Annotated in this window: 24 protein-coding genes and 2 tRNA genes; 8 read left to right on the top strand and 18 right to left on the bottom strand. The window is 69.5% G+C overall.

Features of this window, described 5'->3' with window-relative positions; all coding sequences use genetic code 11:
• The first annotated feature begins 245 nt into the window (after positions 1 to 245).
• From HF323_RS09815 to HF323_RS09800, 4 genes are all read left to right on the top strand, one after another.
• Entirely contained in the window at positions 246 to 1580 is a 1335-nt protein-coding gene (locus tag HF323_RS09815) for an MFS transporter (RefSeq protein ID WP_317451047.1), read from the top strand.
• A 31-nt stretch (positions 1581 to 1611) separates the two neighbouring features.
• Positions 1612 to 2268, top strand: a complete 657-nt coding sequence (locus HF323_RS09810) for a pentapeptide repeat-containing protein (protein WP_169582402.1) — start codon at positions 1612 to 1614, stop codon at positions 2266 to 2268.
• A 97-nt stretch (positions 2269 to 2365) separates the two neighbouring features.
• Positions 2366 to 4948: a valine--tRNA ligase gene (valS, locus tag HF323_RS09805; RefSeq protein ID WP_169582401.1), complete on the top strand. Its 2583-nt coding sequence runs from the start codon at positions 2366 to 2368 to the stop codon at positions 4946 to 4948.
• A 1-nt stretch (position 4949) separates the two neighbouring features.
• A complete protein-coding gene (locus HF323_RS09800; protein WP_169582400.1) occupies positions 4950 to 5198 on the top strand; it encodes a hypothetical protein in 249 nt (82 codons plus the stop codon).
• A 143-nt stretch (positions 5199 to 5341) separates the two neighbouring features.
• On the opposite strand, the gene HF323_RS09795 is transcribed toward HF323_RS09800, so the two are convergent.
• Genes HF323_RS09795 through HF323_RS09785 form a run of 3 tightly spaced genes read right to left on the bottom strand, consistent with a single transcriptional unit; the run spans position 5342 to position 7562 of the window.
• Entirely contained in the window at positions 5342 to 6760 is a 1419-nt protein-coding gene (locus HF323_RS09795) for an MFS transporter (RefSeq protein WP_223169308.1), read from the bottom strand.
• Positions 6757 to 6963, bottom strand: a complete 207-nt coding sequence (locus HF323_RS09790) for a hypothetical protein (protein WP_169582399.1) — start codon at positions 6961 to 6963, stop codon at positions 6757 to 6759. Before HF323_RS09790 ends, HF323_RS09795 begins: the two co-directional genes overlap by 4 nt.
• Positions 6960 to 7562 (bottom strand): helix-turn-helix domain-containing protein, encoded by a 603-nt coding sequence (locus tag HF323_RS09785; RefSeq protein ID WP_169582821.1) that lies wholly within the window; start codon positions 7560 to 7562, stop codon positions 6960 to 6962. Before HF323_RS09785 ends, HF323_RS09790 begins: the two co-directional genes overlap by 4 nt.
• A gap of 142 nt (positions 7563 to 7704) precedes the next feature.
• On the opposite strand from HF323_RS09785, the gene HF323_RS09780 reads away from it, so the two are divergent.
• Complete coding sequence (locus HF323_RS09780) at positions 7705 to 9756, top strand: M3 family metallopeptidase (protein ID WP_169582398.1); 2052 nt, start codon at positions 7705 to 7707, stop codon at positions 9754 to 9756.
• A 16-nt stretch (positions 9757 to 9772) separates the two neighbouring features.
• Here HF323_RS09780 and HF323_RS15430 read toward each other — a convergent pair whose 3' ends face one another.
• The 9 genes from HF323_RS15430 to HF323_RS09735 form a co-directional block, all read right to left on the bottom strand.
• Positions 9773 to 10903 (bottom strand): alpha/beta fold hydrolase, encoded by a 1131-nt coding sequence (locus tag HF323_RS15430; RefSeq protein WP_169582397.1) that lies wholly within the window; start codon positions 10901 to 10903, stop codon positions 9773 to 9775.
• Positions 10900 to 12021: a class I SAM-dependent methyltransferase gene (locus HF323_RS09770; RefSeq protein WP_169582396.1), complete on the bottom strand. Its 1122-nt coding sequence runs from the start codon at positions 12019 to 12021 to the stop codon at positions 10900 to 10902. The genes HF323_RS15430 and HF323_RS09770 overlap by 4 nt, the downstream gene beginning before the upstream one ends.
• 78 nt (positions 12022 to 12099) lie before the next feature.
• A complete protein-coding gene (locus HF323_RS09765) occupies positions 12100 to 12942 on the bottom strand; it encodes a hypothetical protein (RefSeq protein WP_169582395.1) in 843 nt (280 codons plus the stop codon).
• A gap of 133 nt (positions 12943 to 13075) precedes the next feature.
• Positions 13076 to 14344 carry an ATP-dependent Clp protease ATP-binding subunit ClpX gene (gene clpX, locus HF323_RS09760; protein ID WP_169582394.1) on the bottom strand — a complete coding sequence of 423 codons (1269 nt, stop codon included), beginning with the start codon at positions 14342 to 14344 and terminating at the stop codon, positions 13076 to 13078.
• A gap of 171 nt (positions 14345 to 14515) precedes the next feature.
• Positions 14516 to 15190 (bottom strand): ATP-dependent Clp protease proteolytic subunit, encoded by a 675-nt coding sequence (locus tag HF323_RS09755; RefSeq protein WP_282435362.1) that lies wholly within the window; start codon positions 15188 to 15190, stop codon positions 14516 to 14518.
• Positions 15191 to 15222: 32 nt separating this feature from the next.
• Complete coding sequence (locus HF323_RS09750) at positions 15223 to 15807, bottom strand: ATP-dependent Clp protease proteolytic subunit (RefSeq protein WP_169582393.1); 585 nt, start codon at positions 15805 to 15807, stop codon at positions 15223 to 15225.
• Between the two features lie 80 nt (positions 15808 to 15887).
• Positions 15888 to 16379, bottom strand: a complete 492-nt coding sequence (locus HF323_RS09745; protein ID WP_169582392.1) for a tetratricopeptide repeat protein — start codon at positions 16377 to 16379, stop codon at positions 15888 to 15890.
• 73 nt (positions 16380 to 16452) lie between these two features.
• Positions 16453 to 17871, bottom strand: coding sequence for a trigger factor (tig, locus tag HF323_RS09740; RefSeq protein WP_169582391.1), 1419 nt, complete (start codon positions 17869 to 17871; stop codon positions 16453 to 16455).
• Between the two features lie 80 nt (positions 17872 to 17951).
• Positions 17952 to 18025: transfer RNA gene (locus tag HF323_RS09735), tRNA-Pro, on the bottom strand.
• Between the two features lie 124 nt (positions 18026 to 18149).
• Here HF323_RS09735 and HF323_RS09730 point away from each other — a divergent pair.
• A tRNA-Gly gene (locus tag HF323_RS09730) sits at positions 18150 to 18223 on the top strand.
• A 293-nt stretch (positions 18224 to 18516) separates the two neighbouring features.
• Positions 18517 to 19425 (top strand): alpha/beta fold hydrolase, encoded by a 909-nt coding sequence (locus HF323_RS09725; RefSeq protein ID WP_169582390.1) that lies wholly within the window; start codon positions 18517 to 18519, stop codon positions 19423 to 19425.
• A gap of 13 nt (positions 19426 to 19438) precedes the next feature.
• Here the strand turns inward: HF323_RS09725 and HF323_RS09720 are convergent, their stop codons facing one another.
• Genes HF323_RS09720 through HF323_RS09710 form a run of 3 tightly spaced genes read right to left on the bottom strand, consistent with a single transcriptional unit; the run spans position 19439 to position 22535 of the window.
• Positions 19439 to 19801: a hypothetical protein gene (locus HF323_RS09720; protein WP_169582389.1), complete on the bottom strand. Its 363-nt coding sequence runs from the start codon at positions 19799 to 19801 to the stop codon at positions 19439 to 19441.
• Positions 19802 to 19803: 2 nt separating this feature from the next.
• Positions 19804 to 20346: a gamma carbonic anhydrase family protein gene (locus HF323_RS09715; protein ID WP_169582388.1), complete on the bottom strand. Its 543-nt coding sequence runs from the start codon at positions 20344 to 20346 to the stop codon at positions 19804 to 19806.
• 44 nt (positions 20347 to 20390) lie between these two features.
• A complete protein-coding gene (locus HF323_RS09710; protein WP_169582387.1) occupies positions 20391 to 22535 on the bottom strand; it encodes an SGNH hydrolase domain-containing protein in 2145 nt (714 codons plus the stop codon).
• Positions 22536 to 22709: 174 nt separating this feature from the next.
• Between HF323_RS09710 and HF323_RS09705 the strand changes: the two genes are divergently transcribed.
• Positions 22710 to 23192, top strand: a complete 483-nt coding sequence (locus HF323_RS09705) for a DNA starvation/stationary phase protection protein (RefSeq protein ID WP_169582386.1) — start codon at positions 22710 to 22712, stop codon at positions 23190 to 23192.
• A 62-nt stretch (positions 23193 to 23254) separates the two neighbouring features.
• Here the strand turns inward: HF323_RS09705 and HF323_RS09700 are convergent, their stop codons facing one another.
• Genes HF323_RS09700 through HF323_RS09690 form a run of 3 tightly spaced genes read right to left on the bottom strand, consistent with a single transcriptional unit; the run spans position 23255 to position 26869 of the window.
• Positions 23255 to 23908, bottom strand: a complete 654-nt coding sequence (locus HF323_RS09700; RefSeq protein WP_169582385.1) for a response regulator transcription factor — start codon at positions 23906 to 23908, stop codon at positions 23255 to 23257.
• A 20-nt stretch (positions 23909 to 23928) separates the two neighbouring features.
• Positions 23929 to 25326 carry a sensor histidine kinase gene (locus tag HF323_RS09695; protein ID WP_169582384.1) on the bottom strand — a complete coding sequence of 466 codons (1398 nt, stop codon included), beginning with the start codon at positions 25324 to 25326 and terminating at the stop codon, positions 23929 to 23931.
• Positions 25301 to 26869 carry a multicopper oxidase domain-containing protein gene (locus tag HF323_RS09690; protein ID WP_211160439.1) on the bottom strand — a complete coding sequence of 523 codons (1569 nt, stop codon included), beginning with the start codon at positions 26867 to 26869 and terminating at the stop codon, positions 25301 to 25303. The genes HF323_RS09695 and HF323_RS09690 overlap by 26 nt, the downstream gene beginning before the upstream one ends.
• Positions 26870 to 26887 lie beyond the last annotated feature (18 nt).

The raw sequence follows: 26887 nt of genomic DNA, 5'->3' as shown, positions 1-26887 counted from the left end.
CTGCGAGGACGACCCTTGCGAGCCGCGGTACCACCCCGCGTGGCGCCCGTTGTCGCGGGCGCCCTCTCTCACTGCGGCTGTGACGGGCCTGACCCGCTCGGTTCTAGTGACCCCGAAGGGCGTTCTTCCGAGAGCTCCCCGGTGATGGCCGGATCGGTGCTGATGGTCGATTCTATCGTGCGGGCACAAGAGGGAATGCCGGGAATGGTGCCGCGGTTTCTGGACGCGTGCCAAGATTGACGTCCGTGACCTCTGCTGCCATGCCCGACACCGCCTCGTCCCCCACACGCCGAGTGGCGTGGGCCTCCATGGTGGGGACCTCGCTCGAGTCCTTCGACTTCTACGTGTTCGCGTACTTCTCCGCGTTCTTCGTCGGCCCTCTGTTCTTCGAGCCGCTCGGCGAGCTCGGCGCGACCGCGGCGGGCTTCCTCACGATCGCGCTCGCCTTCGTGGTGCGCCCCATCGGCGCGATCCTCTTCGGCTACATGGGCGACCGCCTCGGCCGCCGGGCGACGCTCCTGTGGACCGTGGGCATCATGGGCGTGGCCACGGGCCTCATCGGCCTGCTGCCGACGTATGCCCAGGCCGGCTGGATCGGCGCGATTCTCCTCATCCTCCTGCGCATCGTGCAGGGCCTCTCGCTCGGCGGGGAGTGGGGCGGCTCGATCCTCATCGCGACCGAGCACTCCGGCCGCCTCAAGCGCGCGTTCTACGCCGCGATCCCGCAACTGGGCTCCCCGGTCGGCTCGATCCTCTCCGCGACGCTGTTCATCGTCATGACCGTCGCCCTTCCCGCCGAGGCGATGGTCGAGTGGGGATGGCGCATCCCGTTCCTCCTCGCGATCCCGCTGCTGCTGGTGTCGCTGTACCTTCGCTGGTCGATCACCGAGACACCCGTCTTCGAGGGAGTGGTCGCCGAGGGGCGCCGCGACAAGATCCCGTTCGTGACGATGTTCGCGCAGCGCCCCGCGGCGATGGCGATCGCGATCGGCTCCGCGCTCCTCGGGATCGGCTCGTACTCGCTGATGAACACGTACACGATCAACTACGGCGTCGAGCGGCTCGGCTTCAGCTTCCAGGACCTCCTGATCGCGACCACCATCGGCGGCCTCCTGCAGCTCGTCACCATCCCGCTGTTCGGGGCGTGGGCGACGCGAGTGGGTTCGGCGAAGGTGGTCGCCTGGGGAGCCCTCGGCACGCTGCTGATCACCTTCCCGATGTACTTCCTGCTCCAGTTCGCGGCTTTCCCGATCCTCGTGGCGACGATGATCATCGGCGGGATCCTGCCGACCATGTCGTGGGCCGCGCTCGGCGGACTCATGAACGACCTGTTCCCGGATCACTTCCGGTACTCGGCACTGTCGTTCGCCTACGCCCTGGCGGCCACGATCAGCGGCTTCGTTCCGTACGTGACCTTCGAGCTCGGTGCAGCAACGGACTTCGCGTGGTGGCACCCCGGCGTCATCCTCGCGATCCTCTCGGCGATCACGCTCGTCTCGGCGTGGGCGGCGTCACGCCGCCCGGCCGAGCCCGAGTTCAGCGGGTCCGGTCGCGACCAGCCGGAGACCGCGACCGTCTGACTGGTCGGAGCGGGCGGGTAGCGTCGACGGCATGGCTCGTGTCGACCGCCCGCTCGCTCCTCGTATCGGCGCCCCCGATCTTCCCGACGAGTTCACGGAGGTCGCCGGACTGCGACCTCGTGACGACGTCCTTCGCGCGCGGATCTCGAACCTGGAAGCCCGCACGGATGCCTCGCACGCCGTCCTGACCGAGTGCGAGGTGCTCGAGGCATCCGTCGACCGACTCGATCTCACCGGCGCCACGCTCATCGACGTGACGTTCGACGGGCTCCGGGCGACCGAGCTGATCGCACGCGAGGCACGGCTGAGGCGCGTCTGCATCACCGGGGGCCGGATCGGCACCCTCGACCTCGGGAGTGCCGGCGCCGACGAGGTCGAGCTCCGAGGCATCCGGATCGACTATCTGTCGCTCGGGGGCGCCACGGTCGAGGATCTTCTGGTGGCCGACGGCACGATCGTGACGCTCGACGTGCCGCAGGCGGCGCTCACGCGCGTGCGGTTCGAGGGCACGCGGGCGGACGAGGTCGACACCCGGGGAATGCGGGCGGACAGTCTCGACCTGCGCGGACTCGATGCCGCGTCCTTCCTCGACGTGTCGTCGCTGCGGGGCGCCACCCTTACCCCGTGGCAGGTGGAGCAGCTCGCTCCCGCCTTCGCCGCCTCACTCGGGATCGACGTGCAGGCCTGACGCCGCCGGCGGCGTCGCGCGCACCCGGTAGAATCGTGGGGCACCCCACACTCAGGCACGCTCACACAGTGCCGCACATATCGTCCAGGAGACCCGCATGGCCGACGCGCACATTCCCGACAAGCCCGCCCTCGAGGGTCTCGAATCCAAATGGGATGCCGCGTGGACCGCGCAGGGAACGTACCTGTTCGACCGCGCCCGCGCTGCGCGGGCCGGCCGCGCCGGGATCTACTCGGTCGACACTCCCCCGCCTACGGCGTCGGGGAGCCTGCACATCGGACACGTCTTCAGCTACACCCACACCGACGTGAAGGTGCGCTTCGAGCGCATGCGCGGGAAGACCGTCTTCTACCCGATGGGCTGGGACGACAACGGCCTGCCGACCGAGCGCCGCGTTCAGAACTACTACGGCGTGCGCTGCGATCCGTCGCTGCCCTACGATCCCGCGTTCACCCCCCCGTACGAGGGCGGTGACAACAAGTCGAGCCGCGCGGCCGACCAGGTGCCGGTGAGCCGCCGCAACTTCATCGAGCTGTGCGAGAAGCTCACCGTCGAGGACGAGAAGCACTTCGAGGCGCTGTGGCGCGCGCTCGGACTGAGCGTGGACTGGACGCAGACCTACCGGACGATCTCGGACGACACCATTCGCACGAGCCAGCTTGCCTTCCTCCGCAACCTCGAGCGCGGCGAGGCGTACCAGGCGATGGCTCCCACGCTGTGGGACATCGACTTCCGCAGCGCGATCGCGCAGGCCGAGCTCGAGGATCGCGACCAGCCGGCGGCGTATCACCGCGTGGCGTTCCACAAGGCCGACGGCTCCGGCGACGTCCACATCGAGACGACCCGCCCCGAGCTCCTGCCCGCGTGCGTGGCCCTCGTCGCGCACCCCGACGACGAGCGCTACCAGCCGCTCTTCGGCTCGACCGTGCGCACACCGCTCTTCGATGTCGAGGTGCCGGTGCTCGCCCACCCGCTGGCGCAGCAGGACAAGGGATCCGGCATCGCCATGATCTGCACCTTCGGCGACGTGACCGACATCATCTGGTGGCGCGAGCTCGACCTGCCGAACCGCACGATCCTCGGCCAGGACGGGCGGGTCCTCGCCGACGCTCCCGACGTGATCGTGACGGATGCCGCGAAGGCCGCCTACGCGGAGCTGGCGGGCAAGACGGTCTTCAGCGCGAAGAAGCGCATCGTCGAGCTGCTCCAGGAGTCCGGCGAGATGGAGGGCGACCCCAAGACCTTCACGCACGCCGTCAAGTTCTACGAGAAGGGCGACCGCCCGCTCGAGATCGTTTCGACGCGCCAGTGGTACATCCGCAACGGCGCCCGCGACGAGGCACTGCGCGACAAGCTCATCGCGCTCGGCAAGAGCATGGCGTGGCATCCGGACTTCATGCGCGTGCGGTTCGAGAACTGGACCAACGGGCTCACCGGCGACTGGCTCGTCTCACGGCAGCGCTTCTTCGGCGTGCCCATCCCGGTCTGGTACGGGCTCGACGAGAGCGGCGAGCGGGACTACGCGCACGTGATCACGCCCGACGCCGCCGCGCTGCCCATCGACCCCAGCACCGACGTGCCGCCCGGGTACACCGAGGACCAGCGCGGCGTTCCGGGCGGGTTCGAGGGTGAGAACGACATCTTCGACACGTGGGCGACCTCGTCGCTGACGCCGCAGCTCGCGGGCGGGTGGGAGCGCGATCCCGAGCTGTGGAACCTCGTCGCCCCGTTCGACCTGCGCCCCCAGGGCCAGGACATCATCCGCACGTGGCTCTTCTCGACCCTGCTCCGCAGCGCGCTCGAGGACGACCGGGCACCGTGGACGGACGCCGCGATCTCCGGGTTCATCGTCGACCCGGACCGCAAGAAGATGTCGAAGTCGAAGGGCAACGTCGTCACTCCCGCCGACATCCTCGCCCAGCACGGCTCCGACGCCGTGCGGTACTGGGCAGCCTCGAGCCGGCTGGGCACGGATGCCGCGTTCGACCCGCAGAACCCCACCCAGATCAAGATCGGGCGGCGCCTCGCGATCAAGGTGCTCAACGCGGCGAAGTTCGTGCTGTCGTTCCCGGTGCCCGAGGGCGCCGAGGTGACGCACGCCCTCGACGCGTCGATGCTCGCCACGCTCGACGGAGTCGTGCGCGACGCCACGAAGGCACTCGACGCCTACGATCACGCCCGTGCGCTCGAGGTGACCGAGTCGTTCTTCTGGACGTTCTGCGACGACTACCTCGAGCTGGTGAAGGAGCGCGCCTACAACCAGGCCGATGTCGGCCAGGCCTCGGCGGCGCTCGCGCTGCGCACCGCCCTGTCGACCCTCCTGCGCCTGTTCGCGCCCGTGATCTCGTTCGCGGCCGAGGAGTCGTGGTCGTGGTTCAACGAGGGTTCGGTGCACACCGCGTCGTGGCCCGAGCCGCTGGGCATCGACGGGGACCCCGAGGTGCTCACCGCAGCCAGTGCCGCGCTGATCGGCATCCGTCGCGCGAAGACCGAAGCGAAGGCCTCGCAGAAGACGGCCGTCGCGACGCTGACGCTTCGCGCCGAGGATCACACCGTCGCGCGGCTGCGGCTGGCAGAGGGCGACCTTCGCGCCGTCGGGCGCATCGAGTCCCTCGAGCTGCTCGGCGGCTGGAACGAGCTCGTCATCGACAGCATCGAGCTGGCGCCGCAGGAGGCCTGACATGCAACTCGGAACACGCTGGACCTCGGGGGACGAACCCCCGAGCTCGGTCCCCCAGGAGCTCCGTGGCGAGATCGCCTCGGTCGACGCCACGATCCCGGCGGACCTCTTCGGGCAGCCTCGTCCGCGCTGGACGCTGACGTGGCTCGAGGGCAAGCCGATCGCGGAACTCGACACGGGCATCATCGTGTCGCTGGACGAGGACGGCGTCGCCTTCGCGCGGAACGACCCTGAGGACGGCTTCGGCTAGGAGCCCGCGCCGGCGCGCAGCGTTCGCGCGGGCAGGAGTGCCGCGTCGATCAGCGTGCGCCCTCCGACAGGTGCGGCGAGTTCCCGCACGACGAGTGTCGCCATGTTGGCCGGACACGCCCATCTCCGCCGCGCGGTGACGGGTCAGTCCTCGGGGGCGTCGTGCTTCGAGGCCTGCAAGAGGAGCCTCCAGGCGACGAGGACGGCGAGCAGGGTCGCGCCGGCGGCGAGCAGGTAGGGCAGGCGCAGATCGAAGCGGGCGATCCACCCGCCGAGCAGCGTCGCGAAGGGAAACAGTCCCCAGGTGAAGGTGCGGATGATCCCGAGCACACGTCCGAAGAGATAGCCGGGCACGATCGCCTGCCGAAGCGCTCCCCACGGGACGTTCCACACCGAGACCGCGCACGCCATCAGCGCATACGCGATGGTTCCGGTGATCACTTCGGGTGCAGCCCAGACGCAGACGAGGGATGCCGCCGCCACCAGGTTCGCTCCGAGCATGACTGCCCCCCGGCCGAATCGCTCCACAAGCCTCGACGCGACCAGCGAGCCGCCGAGCGCGCCCAGTCCTATTCCGGCCGTCACGACGCCGATGGCGGCGGGTGCGACAGCGAGCTCGTCGAGGAAGTAGAGGAAGGTCGGGGCCTGGGCCAGCGAGAAGGCGGAGCCCACGACGCACGTGAAGACCACCATGGACCGCAGGAAGCGGTGGCGCCAGAGGTACGTGATCGCTTCGCGAGCGGACGTACCGCCTTCTGCGGCGACGAGCGCGGCCTGCTCCGCGGCCTGTTCGGCCGGAGCCTCCGCGGCGGCGATCGGCTCTCCCGCGACGACGGCTGCCGCCGGTTCGGGGGCATCCTGCCGCTGACCGCGCGACGCCCCCCGCAGGGGACGTGCCGCAGAGAGCGGGAGCATCACGGCAAGCGCGATCGGGATCAGGTACCCCGCCGCCCCGACCCACAGCGGAAGTGCGAGCGACACGGCGAACAGGACGCCGCCGATCGGCGTGGCGATGAAGCTGTCGATGGTGACCTGCGCCGCCTGCAGGAATCCGTTCGCCCGATCGAGCGATCGACGTTCGACGAGAGAGGGGACGACCGCGTTCGTCGCGTTGTCGAACAGGGTCTCTCCGACCCCGAAGACGAGGGTGGCGGCGAACAGCCACCAGATGTCGAGTGAGCCGGTCACGGTGAGCACGGCAAGGCCGAGAGCAGCGAGCCCCCGCAGTGCGTTCGCGAGCGCCATGATGCGTCGTCGGTCGAAGCGGTCGACGATCATGCCTGCAGGGAGCCCGAAGACGAGCCACGGCACGAAAGCGAGCGCACCGATCGCGGCGATCGCCAGCGGGTCGCGGGTGAGCGTCGTGGCGATCAGCGGCACCGCCACCCGGCCGAGGCCGTCAGCAAGGTTGCTGAAGGCTGCGGCGGTCCAGAGCTTGCCGAAGTCCCGTCCCAGCGCGGGTTTCGCTCGCGGTTCCGGGTTCGTCGCCGGGCCGGCCAGAGGGGGCCGGCCCTTGCGCCCGGCCCCCTCTGTCATATCCGCGGTGTCCGTCGTGCCGGTCATCGCGGAAGCATCCCGACCGCGCCCATGGCGAGGGCATCGGCGCGGGTGTCGGCGGCCTGACTCTGCGCGTCGAGCGGCGGGGTGGTCCAGGTGCGCCGTTCGAGTCTCGATTCGACGAACCGGTCGATCCCGGCGGCGGTGGTCAGCAGCATCCGCTCGAATCGCGTGGCGTGCGTGGAGCGAGGTGCGGTGAGAGCGGTCATGACTGTCCTCCCAGGGTGGGAAGCGGGAACAGGTCGGCCCGAATCGTGACGGGCCGGACGTTCTCGCCGGATTGGTCTCGGTAGTTGTCCACGGCCTCGTCGATCAGGGCCATGATTTTGAGCGCGAGCTCCTTGCTCTGCTCGGGGGTGAGGCGTGCCGTCGCGGTGGAGATGAGCGTGCCCTCCTGCCACATCTCGTCCTCTCCGCCGATTCCGCGGTTGACGAACTCGAGCAGCTGGTCGTTGCGGTTGCGCAGGAACTCGTTCATGACGACCTGCGTCGCGGCACGGCCGGCAGGTGTCGCCATGGCGTCGGGGCTCGCGAACGAGACGCCGCCCACGGGCCGCTCCCACCAGCGCTCGCGACCCGTTCCACGGTCGGTGGCTTCGCGGATGAGGTCGTGCTTGGCGAGCGCACGGAGGTGGTAGCTCGTCGCACCGCTCGACTCCCCCAGGCGCTCCGCGAGGGAGCTCGCCGTCTGCGGTCCGTACTGGCTGAGGATGTCGTAGATCCTCACCCGGAGCGGGTGGGCGAGCGCGCGCAGGGCCCCGGAGTCGAGGACGCGATCCTCGTTGTGACGCTGCTCCGAGCGGGCCATCGCTTCGGCCTGCTCGTTGGTCTCGTTCTCTGCCATGGCATCAGATTAGCGATGCAAAGACTTCTTTGCAAGCATTTCTTTGCAACGGCTTGTTTGCAAACAAGTGTGGGCATCTTGGCTCGTCGTGATTAGGCTGAACCGCATGCCGAACGACAACCCTCTGCTGTCCCCCGGGCCGCTTCCCTACGATCTCCCCGACTACACCGCCATCCGGCCGGAGCACTACCTCCCCGCGTTCCGCGAAGCCTTCCAGCAGCACTCCGGCGAGATCGCCGCCATCACTCGCGTGCGCTCCATGCCCACGTTCGAGAACACCCTCGTACCGCTCGAGGAGAGCGGGAAGCTCCTCGGCGACATCTCGCGCGCTTTCTACACCGTGTCGTCGGCAGACGCCACTCCCGAGATCCAGGCGATAGAGGAGGAACTCGCTCCGCTCATGTCGGCGCATCACGATTCGATCCAGCTCGACTCGGACCTCTATTGGCGGATCAAGACCGTCCACGACGGGCTGGACGACCTCGAGGTGGATTCCGAGCAGCGCTACCTGGTGGAGCGCCATTATCGCGAGATGTCTCACGCCGGCGCCGGACTCGATGATCCGGCGAAGGAACGGCTCACTGCTCTCAACCAGCGCCTCTCGACCCTGACCACCACCTTCGAGAAGAACCTGCTGAACGACACGAACGACCTCGCGGTCGTGTTCGACGCGGCCGACGAGCTCGACGGGCTCACCGAGGGCGAGCTGTCGGCCGCGGCACAGGCTGCCACGGACCGCGGCCTCGACGGGAAGTGGGTCGTCACCCTCACGCTGTTCACGGGTCACCCCTACCTGTCGTCGCTGACGAACCGCGACAGTCGCAAGCGCCTCCTCGACGCTTCGCGCTCGCGCGGCAGCCGCGGGAACGAGTACGACAACCGTGAGGTGCTCCTGGAGATCGTCCGGCTGCGGGCCGAGCGGGCGGCACTGCTCGGCTACGACACGCATGCGGGCTACGTCACCGCGGACGAGACCGCCGGATCGCCCGAGGCGGTGCACGACCTCCTGCGGCGGCTGGCCGTTCCGGCCGCTCGGAATGCGCGGAGCGAGCAAGCGGCGCTGCAGGAGATCATCGACGCCGAATCACAGCCCTTCACGCTCGAGGCGCACGACTGGGCGTACTACACCGAGAAGGTGCGGGAGGCGGAGTTCGACCTCGATCGCGGTGCACTGCGCCCGTGGTTCGAGGCGGAGCGCGTGTTGAACGATGGTGTCTTCCGCGCAGCGACAGAGCTGTACGGCGTGACCTTCACCGAACGCCCCGACATTCCCGCGTATCACCCGGACGCCCGCGTCTTCGAGCTCCACAATGCCGACGGCAGCGAGCTGGGCCTGTTCATCCTCGACCTGTACACGCGCGACACGAAGCGCGGCGGCGCATGGATGAACTCGATCGTCTCCCAGTCGGCGCTGCGCGCAACCCGTCCCGTCGTGGTGAACAACCTCAACGTGCCCAAGCCGGCGCCCGGCAAGCCGACCCTGCTCACCCTGGACGAGGTGACGACGCTCTTCCACGAGTTCGGGCACGCCCTGCACGGCCTCTTCGCGACGGTGACCTACCCGCACTTCGCCGGCACGAATGTGTTCCGCGACTTCGTGGAGTTCCCCAGCCAGGTCAACGAGATGTGGATCTACTGGCCGGAGATCCTCGACGCCTATGCGCGGCACGTCGACACCGACGAGCCGCTCCCTGCCGACGTGGTCGAGAAGCTGCGCGCGTCGGAGGCCTTCAACCAGGGGTTCGCGACCAGCGAGTATCTCGCCGCTTCCTGGCTCGACCAGGCCTGGCACTCGCTGACGTCCGAGCAGGCAGGCGTCGACCTCGACGTCGCGGAGTTCGAGGCATCCGCTCTCGCCGACATCGGTCTCGACAACCCGGCGGTGCCCACCCGCTACTCGTCGACCTACTTCGCGCACGTCTTCTCGGGGGGCTACAGCGCCGGCTACTACTCCTACATCTGGAGCGAGGTCCTCGACGCCGACACGGTGGAGTGGTTCCGCGAGAACGGCGGGCTCACGCGGGCGAACGGCGATCGATTCCGTCAGCGCCTCCTGGGCGTCGGCGGGTCGAAGGACCCGCTTGCCGCCTACCGCGACTTCCGTGGACGGGATGCCGATATCCGGCCCCTCCTGGAGCGACGCGGTCTCGTCGCCTGACGACGGGGCGCCGCGGTCACGCCGTGTGGGCGACGGCCCACGCGGCGGCAGCGGCACGCGAGGGAACGCCGAGCTTGGAGCGCGCATTCGCGACGTGACGGTGCACCGTATGGATGCTGAGGTACAGCTCCGAGGCGATCTGGGCGTCTGTGAGTCCCCGGGCCACCAGCGTGAGCACCTCGAGCTCACGGAGGCTGATCGGAAGCGCGGCACCCGGCGTCGGCGCACTCGGCGAGACCACGTCCGGCTCGGCCACCCCGTCGAAGCGGAGAGCGGCCGCGAGCAGCGCGGTCGTGTCACCGTGCCAGGGATGATGCGCCGCTCCGTCGAGCACCTGCAGGCGTGCGTCGGGCAGCGCGTCGGCGACCGCCGCCCCCAGCGCCAGACGTATCGCGCGGTCACCGCGGCGGTGGAGCACGAGCGCGGGAGCCGAGACGTCTGCGGCGAAGTCCCTCGCGTCGAAGGAGTACACGGCCTCGAGCGCGGCGGCCGCGGCATCCGCCGTCGCCGTCGAACGCTGGTGCCGCACATACGCGCGACGCTGCTCCGGGGTCGCGTCGGGGTAGAAGATGTCCGACATCACCCGCGAGCTGACGCCCCAGCTGCGTCGCACGAGTTCCACCAGGGCGGCGCGGTCGGCGTCGGGCGCGATCATGGACCCGGACAGGTACGCGCCCGACAAGACGAGTCGCCGCACTCGTTCAGGGTGGCGGGCGGCGAACGCGATCGCGACCGGACACCCCGACGAGCCGGCGAAGAGGGTCGCCTGCTGCGCGTCGGCGGCATCGAGCACCGCGAGCATGGCGTCGACATGCGGCCAGAGTTCCGACGGTGTCTCGCGAGATCGCGAGAGGCCACTGCCCGGCGGATCCATCCGGATGACTCGACGGTGCTGTGCGATCGTCGAGACGAAGTCCCGGAAGGGCGGGTACTCCGCGTCGCGTTCGAGGTGGCTCATCCACCACCCGCCGATGAGGACCGGCGGGCCGTCGCCCGTCTCAGACCACGCCACGTCGTCTGATCCGGTCCAGGCGTACCGGATGGGGGGCTCGCCCGATCGCACGATCTCAGTATGGGACACGACCCGGCCCGCGGCGAGCGGGCCGGGTCGTGGCGGCGAGAGCGTGCGACCCTGGACGGGCGTCATACACCGAGCCGGTAGAAGGACCAGGCCGGGTGCTCGATCTCGAGCCGGCGAACGTCCGCCAAGCCGGCGGCCCTCGCCCACGCCGCGACCGTGGGCGCGCGCAGCACGGTGCCGTGCGCGTGGCCGCTCCCCTCTGCGAGGGTGGCGGGCAGGCAGTGCAGCACACTGAACGCCGAGAACATGCGGTCGAGGGGCCCGGCCGGAGCGGTGAACGTGTCCGACACCTGAGCATCGCCGACGAGGACGGCTCCCCCCTCCTGCAGGAGTTCGGCGAACGCCGAGAGCGCGCGCTGCGGTTCATTCATGTCGTGAAGCGCGAGGAAGACGGTCACGAGGGTCGCTCTGCCGCCGACGATGCGGGCGAGCTCGCCCACGTCCGTCGCGTCGGCCGCGGCGAACGACACCCGGTCCGCCACGCCGGCTTCAGCCGCGTGGCTTCGAGCTTCGTCGACGGATGCCTCGTCGAGGTCTACCCCGACGACGCGGGCATGCGGGAATCGACGCGCGAGCGCGATCGTCGACCACCCGGTTCCGCAACCTGCGTCCACGACGATGCCGCCCTGCTCGAGTCGTGCCGCGATGTCCGGCAGGTGCGCCATCCACGCGCCGAGCGCGTGCGTGTAGCCCGGGCGGTAGATGGTCTCCAGACCGTGGCGCACTGCAGCGCCGAAGTCCGAGAACGCGACGGCTCCGCGTCCGGGGAACGCCGCTGAGACGTCCTCGAAGGTCTCCGCGATCCCGGCGAACATCTCCGCCAGTCCGGCACCGTGCAGCGGATTCGTCGGATCGAGGAGCACCGGCCGGTACGACTCGGGCAGGACATAGCGTTCGGCGCGGTCGTCCGCGACGAGGACGCCTGCGATCGCCTGCTGCTGGAGCCATTCGGCAAGCTGCCGTTTCCCAACACCGGTCTCGTCGGCCAGCTGGGCGGCTGTCGCGGCGCCCAGGCGGTCGATGGTCTCGTACAGGCGGTGGCGTCGTCCGAGTTCGATGGTCAGCAGTTCGAGGGCCGGGCCTACCGATTCGAGGAGTCGCTGGGCGAGCGCCGCGCCCTCTTCTGCCTGCGCAGCGGTGAGCGCGGCGGCGCCGTGATCGATGTCTTCAAGGATGGTCGACATGGTGTGCCTTTCTGTCAGTGCTCGGCTCAGCCGGGCGAGTGGGTGGAGTGTTGGGCTGTCTGCGACGGCCCGTGTGGATCACCGGAAGCGACTCGCCCACCGGGCGACGCGCTGCCTGCGGAGGGCGATCCAGGTGGAATCGGCGCGGGCGATCACTTGCCCGCGGCTGTCGACGATGGCGACGGACGTCTCGTGCCGACGTCCCTGGCGCGCGCGGGTCCAGCTGTACACGACGAGGTTCTCCCCCACGCGCGGCCGGCGCTCGACCAGGGCGGTCATCGTCCCGAGCAGGCAGAGTTCACGATCCCGTAGGGCGGCGGCGGGGTAGCTCGGGCAGTCCATGGCGGCCCACACCGTTGCGTACGAGGCCGTTCCCCCCACGGCATCGCGACTGTCGACGGACCAGGGTGCCGCCAGAAGCTCCGGCCGACCGCGAACCGGCCCCGGCGTGATGTGCATGCCATCCCGGCGGTGCGGCGAGCAGACGACGCAGTCGGACAGGGGATGCTTCTGGCCGACGAAGGGGTGGGCTTCACGCGCGGCGAGGGCGTCATCCCACGCGGGCGCGGCAGGAAGCGCCGCCGGCACCAGGCTCCCGGGACGCGCCTCGGCGATGAGGCGGCGTCCGTGGTGGACAAGGCACCCGTGGGCGCCGTCACCCGAGACGTACAGGGTGCGACCGAGAGGGATGCGGCGGCGGAGCCGCACGGTGACGACATCCGCGTCGATGTGACGCGCGATCGCACCCGCGGCGAACCCCCCGTTCGCAGAGCGCCGAGGGCCGTTGTGCCGCGGGTCGATGCGTACGCTCCCCAGGAGTGAGGACCGCACTTGCTCGGCGCCGGCCGGACGGAGGTCGATCGCAGCGGGCCGGCCGAAGAGCGCGGCCGACTCGTGGGTGGAGAGGATCAGGTCTGACATGTCCCCGAGTCAACCGCGCGGCGGATCTAGCGCGCGTCGCTCGGAAGGGCCATTCACACGTGGCCGGAATCGGCCATCTCGCAACGAGCCGGCCCTGTGGGATCACCTCCCGGGTCCGGCCGCGGGCCTGTCGTCAGGCGCTCTTGCGCTTCTGGCGCAGCACGAGGGTGGGCGGCGCGCCATCCTCGACCGCCGCGCGCGTCACGATGACCTTGTCGACGTCGTCGGTGGACGGGATCTCGAACATGATCGGGCCGAGCACGTCTTCGAGGATCGCGCGCAGACCGCGGGCGCCTGTCTTGCGCTCGACGGCGAGATCGGAGATCGCTTCGAGCGCCTCCCGGTCGAACTCGAGAGTGACGCCGTCGAGCTCGAACATGCGCTGATACTGCTTGACGAGGGCGTTCTTCGGCTCGGTGAGGATCTCCATCAGCGCGTCACGGTCGAGCGGGGAGACCGATGCGACGACTGGCAGACGCCCGATGAACTCGGGGATCAGGCCGAACTTGTGGAGGTCTTCCGGCCGGACCTCGCTGAAGAGAGTCAGGTCGTCGCCCTTGTTGTGCAGCGGTGCGCCGAAGCCGATGCCGTGCTTGCCGACGCGCGACGAGATGATGTCTTCCAGGCCGGCGAACGCACCGGCGACGATGAACAGCACATTCGTCGTATCGATCTGGATGAATTCCTGGTGCGGGTGCTTGCGACCGCCCTGCGGCGGCACCGATGCGACCGTGCCCTCGAGGATCTTCAGGAGCGCCTGCTGCACCCCCTCGCCCGAGACGTCGCGGGTGATCGACGGATTCTCCGCCTTGCGCGCGATCTTGTCGACCTCGTCGATGTAGATGATGCCGGTCTCGGCGCGCTTGGTGTCGAAGTCGGCGGCCTGGAGGAGCTTGAGGAGGATGTTCTCGACGTCTTCGCCGACGTAGCCCGCCTCGGTGAGCGCGGTCGCGTCGGCGACGGCGAACGGGACATTGAGACGCTTGGCGAGCGTCTGTGCGAGGTAGGTCTTTCCGCAACCGGTGGGACCGAGGAGCAGGATGTTGCTCTTGGCGATCTCGATCTCTTCGGCCCGCTGCTCGGCGGACTGGATCGTGCCGTGCGCACGCACGCGCTTGTAGTGGTTGTACACCGCGACGGACAGCGCACGCTTGGCGGCGTGCTGACCGACGACGTACTCCTCGAGGAAGCCGAAGATCTCACGCGGCTTCGGAAGATCGAAATCGGTCACGACGCCCGAGCTGGACTCGGCCATCCGCTCTTCGATGATCTCGTTGCACAACTCGACGCACTCGTCGCAGATGTAGACGCCGGGACCCGCGATGAGCTGTTGCACCTGCTTCTGGCTCTTTCCGCAGAAGGAGCACTTGAACAGGTCGGCGCTCTCACCGATGCGTGCCATGAGGCTCCCTCTCGTCACGTGCCGGGGCGCTCCCCGGGTGTTCTCAGAGCCTAATCGCTCGCGACGACATGCGGCGGGATTGCCACGTTCAATGTGAACGATGAATTGTCCGCCCACAGCGAAGCCCCGCCCTCCCGGGTTTCCGGGAAGCGGGGCTTCGAGGCATCCGCCCTACTTCGTCAGAGCAGCGGGGGTGCGCTTGCGCGTCGTGAGCACCTGGTCGACGAGACCGTACGTGACGGCCTCCTCGGCGGACAGGATCTTGTCGCGGTCGATGTCCTTGTTGACCTCTTCGATGGTCTTGTTGGAGTGCTTCGACAGCGTCTGCTCGAGCCACGTGCGCATGCGCATGATCTCCTGCGCCTGGATCTCGATGTCGGACGCCTGGCCGTGGCCGGCCTCGCCCATCGCGGGCTGGTGGATCAGGATGCGCGCGTTCGGCAGCGCGAGACGCTTTCCGGGGGCGCCGGCCGCCAGCAGCACGGCCGCCGCCGAGGCCGCCTGGCCGAGCACGACGGTCTGGATCTGCGGCGACACGTACTGCATGGTGTCGTAGATCGCCGTCATCGCCGTGAACGAGCCACCGGGCGAGTTGATGTACATGATGATGTCGCGGTCGGGATCCTGGCTCTCGAGCACGAGCAGCTGCGCCATGACGTCGTCGGCCGACGCGTCGTCGACCTGGACGCCGAGGAAGATGACGCGGTCCTCGAACAGCTTGTTGTAGGGATCCTGGCGCTTGTAGCCGTACGCCGTGCGCTCCTCGAACTGCGGGAGGACATAGCGGCTTCCGGGCATCTGGAGGCCCTGCGGGCTCATGCCGGGTCCGAAGGTGGGGGTCTGCATTCCGGGTTCTCTCTCTTTCGCCTTCGGAGCCGTCAGGCCGCGGTCCCGCCGCCGCCGACGACGTCGGTGGCGGATTCGCGGATGTGGTCGACGAAGCCGTACTCGAGGGCCTCGTCCGCCGTGAACCAACGGTCGCGGTCACCGTCGGCGTTGATCTGCTCGACGGACTTGCCGGTCTGCGCGGCGGTGATCTCGGCGAGACGCTTCTTCATGTCGAGGATGAGCTGTGCCTGCGTCTGGATGTCGCTCGCGGTTCCGCCGAACCCGCCGTGAGGCTGGTGCAGCAGCACGCGGGCGTTGGGCGTGATGTACCGCTTGCCCTTCGTGCCCGCGGTGAGCAGCAGCTGGCCCATGGACGCGGCCATGCCGATGCCGACGGTGACGATGTCGTTCGGCACGAACTGCATCGTGTCGTAGATCGCCATGCCAGCCGTGATCGAGCCGCCGGGCGAGTTGATGTAGAGGTAGATGTCCTTCTCGGAGTCCTCGGCGGCGAGAAGGAGGATCTTCGCGCAGATCTCGTTGGCATTGTCGTCGCGCACCTCCGACCCCAGCCAGATGATGCGGTCCTTCAGCAGCCTGTCGAAGACGCTCGTCGCGACAAGTGGTTCGGCCATGTGTACTCCTGATTCCGTGGTCGTGCCATCGAATCTACCGGCGCGCCGAGAGCGACCCGCGCGTGTTCGCCCTGGGCAGATCAGGCGCCGCCGACGCGCAGTTCGTCGGCGTACCAAGCGACCGCGCGCCCGTAGCGGCTGAGGTGGGGTGCCAGGGTGCGGAGGGCGACGGATGCTCCCTCCGCCGCGTCGCCGTTCGAGACGAGCGCGAGAGCGAGGAACGCCGCGGCCTCGTCGCGCAGCGGCGAGACGGGCTGGCGGGCGACCTCGGCGCGCAGCATCCGGATCGCCTCCTCGCTGCGGCCGAGGTTGCGGACCGTGCTCGCGAGCTGGATCACCGCCTGAGGCCGGAGCTCATCGTCGAGACCGCGCTCGAGGGCCGCGCGATACAGCGGCTCGGCCTCTGCTTCGCGCCCGGCGGCATCTCGGGCACCCGCCCTCTCGAAGAGGCCGCGCGCGTCATCGGGGGCGAGCTCGGCCGCGAGGGCGTCGATCCGCTGGAGGCGCGTCTCATCGTCGAGCCCGGTGTCGGCCCACACGGCCTCGACGCGTCGTTCCCAGTCCCGGGTCATGGTCGTCCTCCTCGATGAAGAAGGGGACGGATGCCGCGGCATCCGTCCCCTCACTCTCGCTGCGTCGCAGCGATCACTCCTTGTCGGCAGCGGCCTTCTTCTTGGCCGGCGCCTTCTTCTTGGGCTTCTCGGCCGCGGCCTCGGGGGCGGCCTCGGCCTCGGCGGCCTCGGCCTCGTCCGCGGCTTCGGTCTCCTCCGCGGCCTCGGTCTCGTCCTCGACGGCGACGAAACCGGTGAGGTCCACCGGGTTGCCGTTCGTGTCGACGACCTTCACCTTGCCGAGCGCGACCGCGAGGGCCTTGTTGCGGGCGACCTCGCCGACCATGGCAGGAAGCTGGTTGCCCTCCTGCAGCGCGTTGACGAAGTCCTGCGGCGCCATGCCGTACTGCGCGGCCGACTGCACGAGGTACTGCGTGAGCTCGTCCTGCGAGACCTGCACGTTGACCGTCTCGGCGATCTTGTCGAGGAGCATCTGCGTCTTGAACTGCTTCTCGCTGGCCTCGGCGACCTCGGCGCGGTGCACGTCGTCCTCGAGACGGCCCTCGCCCTCGAGGTGGTTGTGCACCTCGTCGTCGATGAGCTGCTGCGGCACGGGAATCTCGACCTGCTCGAGCAGCTGCTCGATGAGCTTGTCGCGCGCGGCCGAACCCTGCGTGAAGACCGACTGCTGGCCGACGCGCTCCTTGAGGCTGTCGCGCAGCTCGGCGATCGTGTCGAACTCGCTGGCGATCTGGGCGAAGTCGTCGTCGGCCTCGGGAAGCTCGCGCTCCTTGACGGCCTTGACGGTCACCGAGACCTCGGCCTCTTCGCCGGCGTGGTCGCCGCCGACCAGCTTCGAGCGGAACGTGGTGTCCTCACCGGCGGTGAGCGAGTCGATGGCCTCGTCGATGCCCTCGAGCAGTTCACCCGAGCCGACCTCGTACGACACGCCCTCGGCGCGGTCGATCTCGGTGCCGTCGATCGCGGCGACGAGGTCCAGCTCGACGAAGTCGCCGGTGGTGGCGGGGCGGTCGACGGTCACCAGCGTGCCGAAGCGGGCGCGCAGGCGGTCGAGCTCGGCGTCGATCGCGGCCTCGTCGACCTCGGCGGCCTCGACCTCGACGGTCGTGCCCTCGAACGCGGGGAGATCGAAGTCGGGACGCACGTCGACCTCCACCTCGACCTCGAGGTCGCCCGAGAAGTCCTTCTCGTTCGGCCACTCGGTGACCTCGGCGCTCGGACGGCCCAGCACGCGCAGCTCGTTGGCCTCGACGGCCTCGCGGTAGAACCCGTCCAGGCCCTCGCTCACGGCGTGCTCGAGCACGGCGACGCGGCCGATGCGCTGGTCGATGATCGGCGCGGGGACCTTGCCCTTGCGGAAGCCGGGGATCTGCACGTCCTGCGCGATGTGCTCGTACGCGTGCGCGATGCTCGGCTTGAGCTCATCGGGGGTGACCGTGATGTGGAGCTTCACCCGGGTCGGGCTGAGCTTCTCGACGGTGCTGTTCACCATGCCTGTTCGTTCTCCTCTATCGGACCGCGCGCGGGCGCGGCGGGTGGAAGTCTGGTTTCGCGGAATCTGTGGCCGTGATGTCGGGGCGACAGGATTTGAACCTGCGGCCTCCCGCTCCCAAAGCGGGCGCTCTACCAAGCTGAGCTACGCCCCGGGCGGGTTCGCACGCGTGCGTGCGCCTTTCGGCCCCGAGAAGTCTAGCCGACGCGCCTGGGCACTCGTGTCGGATGCGCGCGTCGGATGCGGTTAGACTGTCGGATGCCGCGGCACGCCGCTGCGGGGATGTAGCTCAATGGTAGAGCCTCAGTCTTCCAAACTGATGGTGCGGGTTCGATTCCCGTCATCCCCTCCACATCGTCATCTGCCGGTCAGGGCCGGTATCGCTTCGCGTCCGCGGGACACGCTCGAGCACCGTGCGCACGCCGTCCTGTCTTGCCGCGCCGGGCGCGCCGCACACTTCGGCTCGTGACGCGCAGATGCAGCCGCGCGGCATGCACCGATGTGCGCGGCACCCGCACCCGCGCGGCGCGCGGCACGCACGGGTGGAGGGGGCGACTTCGGGGGTGATTTCGGCCCGGTCGTGATGACGCCCCGCCCTGCCCGCGGCAGAATGCGGGCAGGCAAGGATCACGAGGGGGTACCGCGATGACCACGCCGAGTTCGTCGGCCCAGACACCGAAGCCGCGGAAGCTGCCGCGTCGGCCGGCGTCAGCGCTCACCGAGAAGTGGACGCGCATCGACGACGTCGACGTGTTCTACCGGGAGTCGCCTCGGAAGCCGGCCGATCCGCGCGTGATGATGCACGTGCACGGATTCGGCCTGTCGGGCCGGTACCTCCTGCCGACGGCGGAACGCCTCGCCGACGAGTTCCACACCTACGTTCCCGACCTCCCCGGCTTCGGCAGGAGCGGCAAGCGCCGCGACATGCTCGACATCCCCGATCTCGCCAGCGCCGCACGCGACTTCATGGACGACCGCAGAGTCGAGAAGGCCACCCTCGTGGGCAACTCGATGGGGTGTCCCGTGATCATCGAGTTCGCCCATCACTTTCCTGAGCGCATCGACCGCGCCGTGCTCGTGTCGCCGGCGGGCGGACTGTACAACCAGCCGCTGCGGCGCGCGATCGGTCAGCTCTCGAAGGATGCGCCCCGCGAGCCGACGCGCATGGCACGGGTCGCGGTCCCCGACTACGTGCGCTTCGGCGTGCCGAGCACGGTGCGCATGTTCAAGGCGCTCACGCAGTACCCGTCGCTGCAGCGCCTGCTCGAGATGCGCATACCGACGCTCGTCGTGCTGGGCGAGCGCGACCCGCTCCTCCCCCACGCCCACCGCGTGGACGAGATCGCCAGTCAGACCGACAGTCACGTGCTCGTGGTGCTGCTCGAGGGCGCGGCACATGCGATCAACTTCAGCCATCCCGGTCAGCTCGCGCACGTCATCCGGCTCTTCATGGACGACCAGCCGATCGTGAACGACCCGACCTGGCCGGGCCACGTGCGTCTGTACGAAGTGCACCGCGGCAAGCACCATCCCGAGCCGAAGACCGGGGCCTGAGGCGCGGCGGCGGTCAGCGGGATTCGAGCGCCGAGGCGAAGCTCGCCGGCAGCACGACGTTGTCCGGCGCACCTGCGAAGAACACCGCCACCTGATCGGGCCGGTACCCGGCGATCCCGCAGCCCACCTCCGTGACCAGGAAGCGGAGGTCGGGGCGCGAGCGAGCGAATTCCACGAATCGACCGGCCTGCTCCTCGAGCACGGCCAGCCCCGACATCGTGTCGATCGCGTACGCCTGACCCTGGAGTCCCTCGGACTGCCCCCACACCGCACCGAAGCGGTCCAGCGCGAAGCGCGCCGCCCCACCGGCATGCGCCCCGGCTGCGTTCGATCCGAAGACGAAGACCTCGCCGGGAGCGAGCGACTCGATCCGCATCCCTACTCCCCCGGGAGAGTCGCCGTACGGTGAGCGTCGAGGTGCGCGCGGTAGGTCGCGGCGTTGCGCACGATGCTTCCGCGCTCCTCGTCCGTGAGCTCGCGGCGCACCTTCGCGGGGACGCCGGCGACCAGCGAACCGGCTGGGACGACGGTGCCCTCGAGAACGACGGCGCCGGCGGCCACGAGGCATCCGTCTCCGATGACCGCCCCCGACAGCACCACGCTGCCCATTCCGATGAGCGAGCCATCGCCGATCGAGCAGCCGTGCACGACCGCGTTGTGTCCCACGGACACGTCCCGCCCGATCACGACGGGATGGCCCGCGTCGACGTGGACGGAGACGTTGTCCTGCAGATTGCTGCCTGCCCCCACGGTGATCGCGTCGCTGTCAGCTCGAAGGACCGCGTTGTACCAGACGCTCGCACCCTCGCCCAGCGCGACGGCTCCGATGACTCGGGCGCCGGCCGCGAGGAAGGCGGAGCCGTCGATCTCGGGGGTGCGCCCGCCGACGGCGAGCACGGTGGCATCCGGAGAGATCGTCATGGCACGACCTTATTCGACGGCGACGGACGCCAGGGAGGCCGGAGCTAGCCCGCCCGGGAGGAGAGGCTCTGCTGGATCGCCTCGGTGTACCAGGGGGCAAGGGTGTCGGCGAAGGTGACGGTGAGGTGGTCCTGATCGCGGTACACGTTCGCCCCGCCCACGACCGGCGCGCACCACTGGTCGTCGCAGAAGACGTCCGTGAAATCCAGCAGGGTCACGGTGTCGCGCTGGGATGCCGCATCCCGAAGCGGATCGTCGGCGACGAGCACGTCCGACCGCGCGCCGAGGCACTCGGCCTGATCGCGCGTGCGCAGGCACTTGTTCGGATCGGTCTCCCACACGGGATTGTCCACGACGGTGATGACGGGGATGCCGCGGTCGAGAACCTCGTCCCACGCCTCGACGTACCCGGCCACAGCCGCGTCGTACGACGAGTCGAAGCCGTCCGACGAGTACGGCGTCGTGGCGATCGCCGCCGTGAAGACCGCGTCGACATCCGCCTCGGCGAGGGCTTCGGACACGCCCTCGCGCCATTCGGTGCACGCCGCACCGAATGCGCCGGGGGTCGCGAGCGGCGTCGTGCTCCAGGGACACGCCCCCTTGAACCACGTCACCAGCTGCCAGCCCTGATCGTCGGCGATGCGCTCGAACGTCGACAGGAGCTGATACGCGTGGCTGTCGCCGATGAGTGCGATGCGCGGAGCATCGGGGTCGTCCGAGCCGAAGGTGCACGACACCGGCCGTGCGTCGGTGAGCTGCACGAAGCAGTCGCCGGCCTGAGGACTGTCGACCCCGGCGAATCCCGGAGCGGGCAGGATGTCATCGCCGAAATCGGCCGACGCGCACGACGGATCGAGCACCGACGCGGCGCCGAAGCACGGCGGCGGATCCTCCTGCAGCTCCTGGATCGCCCGGAAGCCGGCGTTGTACGCCGGTGCGTTGACGAACCACGCCATCGCGGCGACCAGCGCGACCACGATCATCGCCGCCAGGGAGCTCCACAGCGTGACGCGAGCAGGACGCGACGTGAGCACCTTCCAGCCGCGCACCGGATCCTCGACGAACCGCTTCGTGAGCCACGCCAGGACGAAGCACAGTCCGAGGAGCGCCACGCGGTGATAGATCGTGAGGCCCCAGAACGGCACAGACGGCGCGATGATGATGAGCGGCCAGTGCCACAGGTACAGCGAGTACGAGATGTCGCCCACGAACTGAGCGGGGCGGAGGGACAGAATCCGCGTCGGATACCACCACCGGCCGGCGTTGGACGCCGCGATCACGGCCGCCGCGCCGAGCGTGGGGAGCGCCGCCATGTAGCCGGGGAACGGCGTCTGCCCGTCGAACTGGAAGATCACGAACACGAGCACCGCGATGCCGCCCCAGCCCAGGAGGAAGCTGCCGAGCGCGTTGCGCACCCGCAGCACCGGCACCAGGGCGATCATCGCTCCGACTCCGAACTGCCACATCCGCCCGAAGGTGACGAAGTACGCGGGCGCGGGATCGGTGATCGTGAAGACCACGCAGAACGCGAACGAGATCACCGAGACGACGGCCAGCGTGACGATCACCGCGCGCCGACGAGCGCCGCGGAACCACTTCACACCGATCCACGCGGCGAGGAGCATGAGCAGCGGCCACATGACGTAGAACTGCTCTTCGAGCGAGAGAGACCAGTAGTGCTGGACAGTCGTCGGGTCGCCCGAGTGGTTGAGATAGTCCGCCGAGTTCAGCGCGAGGAACCAGTTCTCGACGTAGAACGTCGAGGCGAGGATCTCGCGCACCTCATTCGGCAGCGCCGACGTGGGGGTCAGGTAGGGCGACATCGCCACCAGCGCGCAGAACAGCAGGACGAGGAGGGATGCCGGCAGCAGCCGTCGCGCCCGCCGCGCCCAGAACTGCCCCAGGCGCACGGTGCCCGTGGCGGTCAGTTCCCGCATCAAGTGCGACGTGATGAGGAAGCCCGAGATGACGAAGAAGATGTCGACGCCGACGTAGCCGCCCGAGAACCGCGCAGGCCAGAAGTGATACAGCACGACGGCGAGCACGGCGATCGCGCGCAGCCCCTGCACATGCGGAAGGAAGCGCGACGGCTCGGCGTGTTCGGGAGACCGGTCCAGCGGCTCCTGCGTCACCGTCGCAGCGGGCTGGCGCAGATGCTGGGGTCCGAGGTCGTGATCGGCGGAAGGCACCCAACGACGTTAGCCGGTCCCGGCTGACAATCCGGCGCGACAGGTCGGCCATGCTCCGCCTCGGGTAAGCGGAGCCTTCTCTTGCTTGCGGAATGCGACCTGCTGAGTAGCGTTGCACCCACTGGAGGACGCGCGCCGACAGAGACGCCCCTGCCGAAGATGGAGACGAGAGACATGTCGAAGACGAACACCACCCCCGCCACCGCCGCCGACCCGACTGTGGCCGCTGCCAGCGCCCAGTTCCTCACGCCCGTGGTCCTCGGCCTCCAGGCCCTCGCCGTCAACGGCAAGCAGGCTCACTGGAACGTCCGCGGAGCGAACTTCATCGCGATCCACGAGCTGCTCGACACGGTCGTCGCCAACGCTCAGGCCGGCGCAGACCAGGCCGCCGAGCGGATCGTCGCGCTCGGGCTGCCGGTCGACGCTCGCGTGAGCACCGTCGCGGCGAAGACGACGACCGAGGTTCCCGCCGGGTTCACCCAGTGGGATGCGCTGATCCGCACCGTCATCGCCGACATGGATGTCGTCATCGCCGACGTCCAGGCCGCGATCGACGGCCTCGATGAGTTCGACCTGACGAGCCAGGACATCGCCATCGGCATCAAGGAGACGCTCGAGAAGGACCGCTGGTTCCTCTTCGCGCACCTGGCCGAGTGATCCTCAGCGACTGACAGGCGCCCCCGGCTCGCGCGGGGGGCGCCTTGCCATGTCGCCTGGGATCAGTGCTGGAGGAACGCGAGCACCGCGAGGACGCGGCGATGCTCGGTCCCCGATTCCTCCAGCCCGAGCTTGGCGAAGATGGCGCTGATGTTCTTCTCGACGGCGCCGACGCCGATGAAGAGGCGCTGGGCGATGCTCGCATTGCTGCGCCCCTCGGCCATGAGCGTGAGCACGTCGCGCTCTCGAGGTGTCAGCGTGGACAGCGGATCGGGCCGCGCGGCGAGGAGACCCTGCACGACGAGCGGATCGAGGACGGTCCCGCGCTCCCTGACGCGGCGCACCGCGTCGGTGAACTCCTCGAGCGAGGTCACCCGGTCCTTCAGCAGATAGCCGACTCCCCCGTCGCCGCCGGCGAGGAGCTCCCGCGCATACACGCCCTCGACGTATTGGCTGAGGACGAGGATGCCGACCGCAGGAAGCGCCGCGCGGAGCTCCAGGGCGGCCCGGATCCCCTCGTCACGGAACCCGGGCGGCAGCCGGACATCGAGGATGGCGACATCCGCTCGCGTCTCCCGCACGCGCGACACGACATCCTGCGCGTCCCCCCACGCGCCGGCGGTGACATAGCCGGCCTCGTCGAAGAGTCGCACGAGGCCCTCCCGCAGGAGAACGGAGTCCTCGAAGAGCACGACGCGCAACGGAGCCTCGGTCATGGCCCCAGCATACGGAGCGCTCACGACGCGCTCGCGGCGAGCGGCACATGTGCGCCGATCGACGTCGGTCCGCCCACGGGACTGTCGACGACGAGCATCCCTCGCAGTCCGGCGACCCGCTCGCGCAGGCCCTCGAGCCCGTGGCCCGCCGCGTAGGAGGCACCGCCGCGCCCGTTGTCGACCACCCAGACGTCGAGCATCGACGGCGCGCCGCTCACCGAGGGTCGCAGCGACACCTTCAGGGTCGCAGCCGTCGCGCCGGCGTGCTTGACCACGTTCGTGAGCAGCTCGGCCACCACGAAGTACACGGTCCGTGCGATCTCGGGGCTCGTGACGGCGTCGATCGCCGGGTCGATATCGGTGTGCACCGCGATGGGCGCGCCCGCCGCCGTGGCCGCGAGCGCCGCCGCGAGCCCGCGATCCTGCAGCAGCGGCGGCGCGACGCCGCTGGAGAGCGCGCGGAGCTCGTCCAGTGCGGCCTTGGCGTGCGCCCGAGCCTCCCTGGCGAGCTCGGCCGCGGCATCCGCGTCGCCCGACTCGGCCCGCCGCTCGAGGGCGGCCAGGTCGAGCTGAAGGCGCACGAGGCGCTGCTGGGGACCGTCGTGGATGTCGCGCTCGAGCCGCCGCAGCGCGACATCCTCGGCGTGGACGGCCGCGCCGCGCGCGGCTGCTTCGGCCCGCACCTCGGCGGCCAGGTCGTCGGACTTCCAGCGCCCGAGCATGCCCACGGCCACGGCGTGGTGTCCGCGCGCGAGACCGCCGAGCACCCACGGCATCGTGAAGGTGAAGACCATCCCGGCGAGAAGGTACAGCACGACCTCGACCGTCCACGCGGACCAGCCGCCGAACAGCCACGGCAGCGCATCGGCCACGTATCGGCCCCAGTCCGCCCCGCGGTCCCCGCGCGGCAGGAAGACCCCCCAGAACCAATAGGTCAACCCGCCCAGGCCCACGCTCAGCCACACCGTCGTCAGCGCGAACGAGATCGTGCTGATGATGGGGCTCACGACCACGCCGTGCACGAGGTACACCCAGTAGTGCGCGTTGCGGAGCGGGCGAGTGAGCGTCAACCAGAAGCCTCCTGCGTCGGTGCGATCGCGGTTCCACTCCGGCTCGACGATCGTGGGCAGGCCGGTGAGCCGCAGCAGGCCGCGATCGGCCGCACCGAAGCCCCGGGCGATCACGAGCGTGCCCACGACGATCGGGAGCCCGATCACGAGGACGAGAAGGCCGACACCCGTCCAGAAGAGCGAGGCGAGCACGGTCACCGACACCATGGCGAGGACGAAGACGGCGAGGAGGTAGACGGCGCTGCCGGGGGTGCGCACCCAGGCCCGTCCATACGAGGCCCAGAAGCCCTCCGGCGTCGCGGGCGCGAGCGCCGGGGGCGCCTCAGTGGTCGTGGGCTGAGTGGTCATCGGAATCTCCCTCGGGACGACGCAGGTCGGGCTGTTGGCCCTCTTCGACGACCAGGAACTGTCCCATCATGCCCTGGTCCTCGTGCCACAGCAGGTGGCAGTGATACATGTACGGAGTGGTCGGGTCGGCGTAGTCCTCGAACCTGACCAGCAGGCGGTATTCGCGGTTCCACTCGAGCGCGATCGTGTCCTTCCAGCCCGACAGGCGAGCGGGCGGCGCCTCGCCGTCGACGCTCAGCACACGGAACTGCGTGTCGTGGACGTGGAACGAGTGGGGCAGCGGATTCTCATTGCGGACCGTCCACACCTCGGAGGTGTCCACAGTCGCCGTGAAGTCGGCGCGTCCGAGATCCATCTGGCGGTCGTTGATGCTGTGGCCAGACATCACGAACGAGCGCTCGGCCGCGGCATCCGCGTCGCTCGCGTCCGGAAGTGCGGCGAGCGTCTCCGGCAGGACGGGAGAAGGGGTGAGGGATGCCTCGGCGCGCAGCTCCAGCACGTCGAAGACGGCGCTGCCGGCGTTCAGGGCGGGGTCCGGTGCCTGCGAACGCAGGACGGCACGCTCCCCCGGACGCATGCTGACGACGATCTCCGCGCGCTCGCCGGGCGACAGCGGGATGCTCGTCGACGGCACCGGGGCGGCCAGCAGACCGCCGTCCGTTCCCACCAGGGCGAATTCGCGGCCATCGGCGAAGGCGAAGTCGTACATCCGTGCGCTGGAGCCGTTGAGCAGCCGCAGTCGCACCTTCTCGGTCGACACGTCGAGGAAGGGCCCGACCGTGCCGTTGACGAGGATCGTGTCGCCGAGGACGCCGTCGAACTGCATGCCGAGGCCACCGGCGAACGCACCATCGGCGCTGAACGAGCGGTCCTGAACGATCACGGGCACATCGTCCACGCCGTAGTCCCTCGGCAGCGCGAGCCCCGCCTCCTCCTCGTCCGTCACCAGGAACATGCCGGCGAGGCCGGCGTCGACCTGCTCGCGCGTCCGGCCGTGCAGGTGCGGGTGGTACCACAGCGACGCCGCAGGCTGATCGATCGTCCATTCGGGTGACCAGGACGCGCCCGCCGCGATCGGCGAGTGCGGTCCGCCGTCCATCGCGGCAGGCAGATGCATGCCATGCCAGTGCACCGTCGTGCTCTCGTCGAGCCCGTTGCGCACCTCGACGCGCACGCGCTCACCGCGCTCGGCGACGAGCGTCGGGCCGAGGTAGTCGCCGTTGTAGCCGAGGGTGGGCGTGGTCCCCTGAGGTACGAGGGAGCTGCGGCCCTCGGCCGCCTCGAGCCGGAACACCCTGACCCCGTCCTCGACCGTGGAGGGTGCGAGCTCCGGGATCCGCAGCGGCTGCGCGAAGGTGACCGCTCCGGCGGCGGGCGGAGTCGGCCGCCCGGATTTGAGGCCGAACCACACGGCGCCCGCAGCCACCGCCAGCACGAGCGGCGCCGCGATCAGGACGGCGATGAGTCCGCCGCGGCGGCGACGCGGTGGAACGGGCGGAGCAGGGGGCGGGGCGGGGAAGGGATCAGGGGCAGCGGAGACCATGCATCCAGCCTCGTCACG

The organism is Microbacterium sp. MF43 (genome assembly GCF_012847295.1).
In the GTDB taxonomy this organism is placed as follows: domain Bacteria; phylum Actinomycetota; class Actinomycetes; order Actinomycetales; family Microbacteriaceae; genus Microbacterium.
The sequence above is the reverse complement of the archived record's forward strand: the minus strand, read 5'-3'. Positions and strand labels throughout refer to the sequence as shown.

Bases quoted from the DNA above. Each gene is read 5' to 3' on its own strand.
- HF323_RS09785 (WP_169582821.1), bottom strand. From the start codon at position 7,562: ATGGCCCGCTCGGAGCAGCGTCACAACGAGGATCGCGTCCTCGACTCC.
- HF323_RS15430 (WP_169582397.1), bottom strand. From the start codon at position 10,903: ATGACGCCCGTCCAGGGTCGCACGCTCTCGCCGCCACGACCCGGCCCG.
- HF323_RS09765 (WP_169582395.1), bottom strand. From the start codon at position 12,942: ATGTCAGACCTGATCCTCTCCACCCACGAGTCGGCCGCGCTCTTCGGC.
- HF323_RS09750 (WP_169582393.1), bottom strand. From the start codon at position 15,807: ATGGCCGAACCACTTGTCGCGACGAGCGTCTTCGACAGGCTGCTGAAG.
- clpX (WP_169582394.1), bottom strand. From the start codon at position 14,344: ATGGCACGCATCGGTGAGAGCGCCGACCTGTTCAAGTGCTCCTTCTGC.
- HF323_RS09715 (WP_169582388.1), bottom strand. From the start codon at position 20,346: ATGACGATCTCTCCGGATGCCACCGTGCTCGCCGTCGGCGGGCGCACC.
- HF323_RS09725 (WP_169582390.1), top strand. From the start codon at position 18,517: ATGACCACGCCGAGTTCGTCGGCCCAGACACCGAAGCCGCGGAAGCTG.
- HF323_RS09770 (WP_169582396.1), bottom strand. From the start codon at position 12,021: ATGTCGACCATCCTTGAAGACATCGATCACGGCGCCGCCGCGCTCACC.
- HF323_RS09790 (WP_169582399.1), bottom strand. From the start codon at position 6,963: ATGACCGCTCTCACCGCACCTCGCTCCACGCACGCCACGCGATTCGAG.
- valS (WP_169582401.1), top strand. From the start codon at position 2,366: ATGGCCGACGCGCACATTCCCGACAAGCCCGCCCTCGAGGGTCTCGAA.
- HF323_RS09705 (WP_169582386.1), top strand. From the start codon at position 22,710: ATGTCGAAGACGAACACCACCCCCGCCACCGCCGCCGACCCGACTGTG.
- HF323_RS09810 (WP_169582402.1), top strand. From the start codon at position 1,612: ATGGCTCGTGTCGACCGCCCGCTCGCTCCTCGTATCGGCGCCCCCGAT.
- HF323_RS09695 (WP_169582384.1), bottom strand. From the start codon at position 25,326: ATGACCACTCAGCCCACGACCACTGAGGCGCCCCCGGCGCTCGCGCCC.
- HF323_RS09800 (WP_169582400.1), top strand. From the start codon at position 4,950: ATGCAACTCGGAACACGCTGGACCTCGGGGGACGAACCCCCGAGCTCG.
- HF323_RS09745 (WP_169582392.1), bottom strand. From the start codon at position 16,379: ATGACCCGGGACTGGGAACGACGCGTCGAGGCCGTGTGGGCCGACACC.
- HF323_RS09795 (WP_223169308.1), bottom strand. From the start codon at position 6,760: ATGACCGGCACGACGGACACCGCGGATATGACAGAGGGGGCCGGGCGC.
- HF323_RS09780 (WP_169582398.1), top strand. From the start codon at position 7,705: ATGCCGAACGACAACCCTCTGCTGTCCCCCGGGCCGCTTCCCTACGAT.
- tig (WP_169582391.1), bottom strand. From the start codon at position 17,871: ATGGTGAACAGCACCGTCGAGAAGCTCAGCCCGACCCGGGTGAAGCTC.
- HF323_RS09690 (WP_211160439.1), bottom strand. From the start codon at position 26,869: ATGGTCTCCGCTGCCCCTGATCCCTTCCCCGCCCCGCCCCCTGCTCCG.
- HF323_RS09755 (WP_282435362.1), bottom strand. From the start codon at position 15,190: ATGCAGACCCCCACCTTCGGACCCGGCATGAGCCCGCAGGGCCTCCAG.
- HF323_RS09720 (WP_169582389.1), bottom strand. From the start codon at position 19,801: ATGCGGATCGAGTCGCTCGCTCCCGGCGAGGTCTTCGTCTTCGGATCG.
- HF323_RS09700 (WP_169582385.1), bottom strand. From the start codon at position 23,908: ATGACCGAGGCTCCGTTGCGCGTCGTGCTCTTCGAGGACTCCGTTCTC.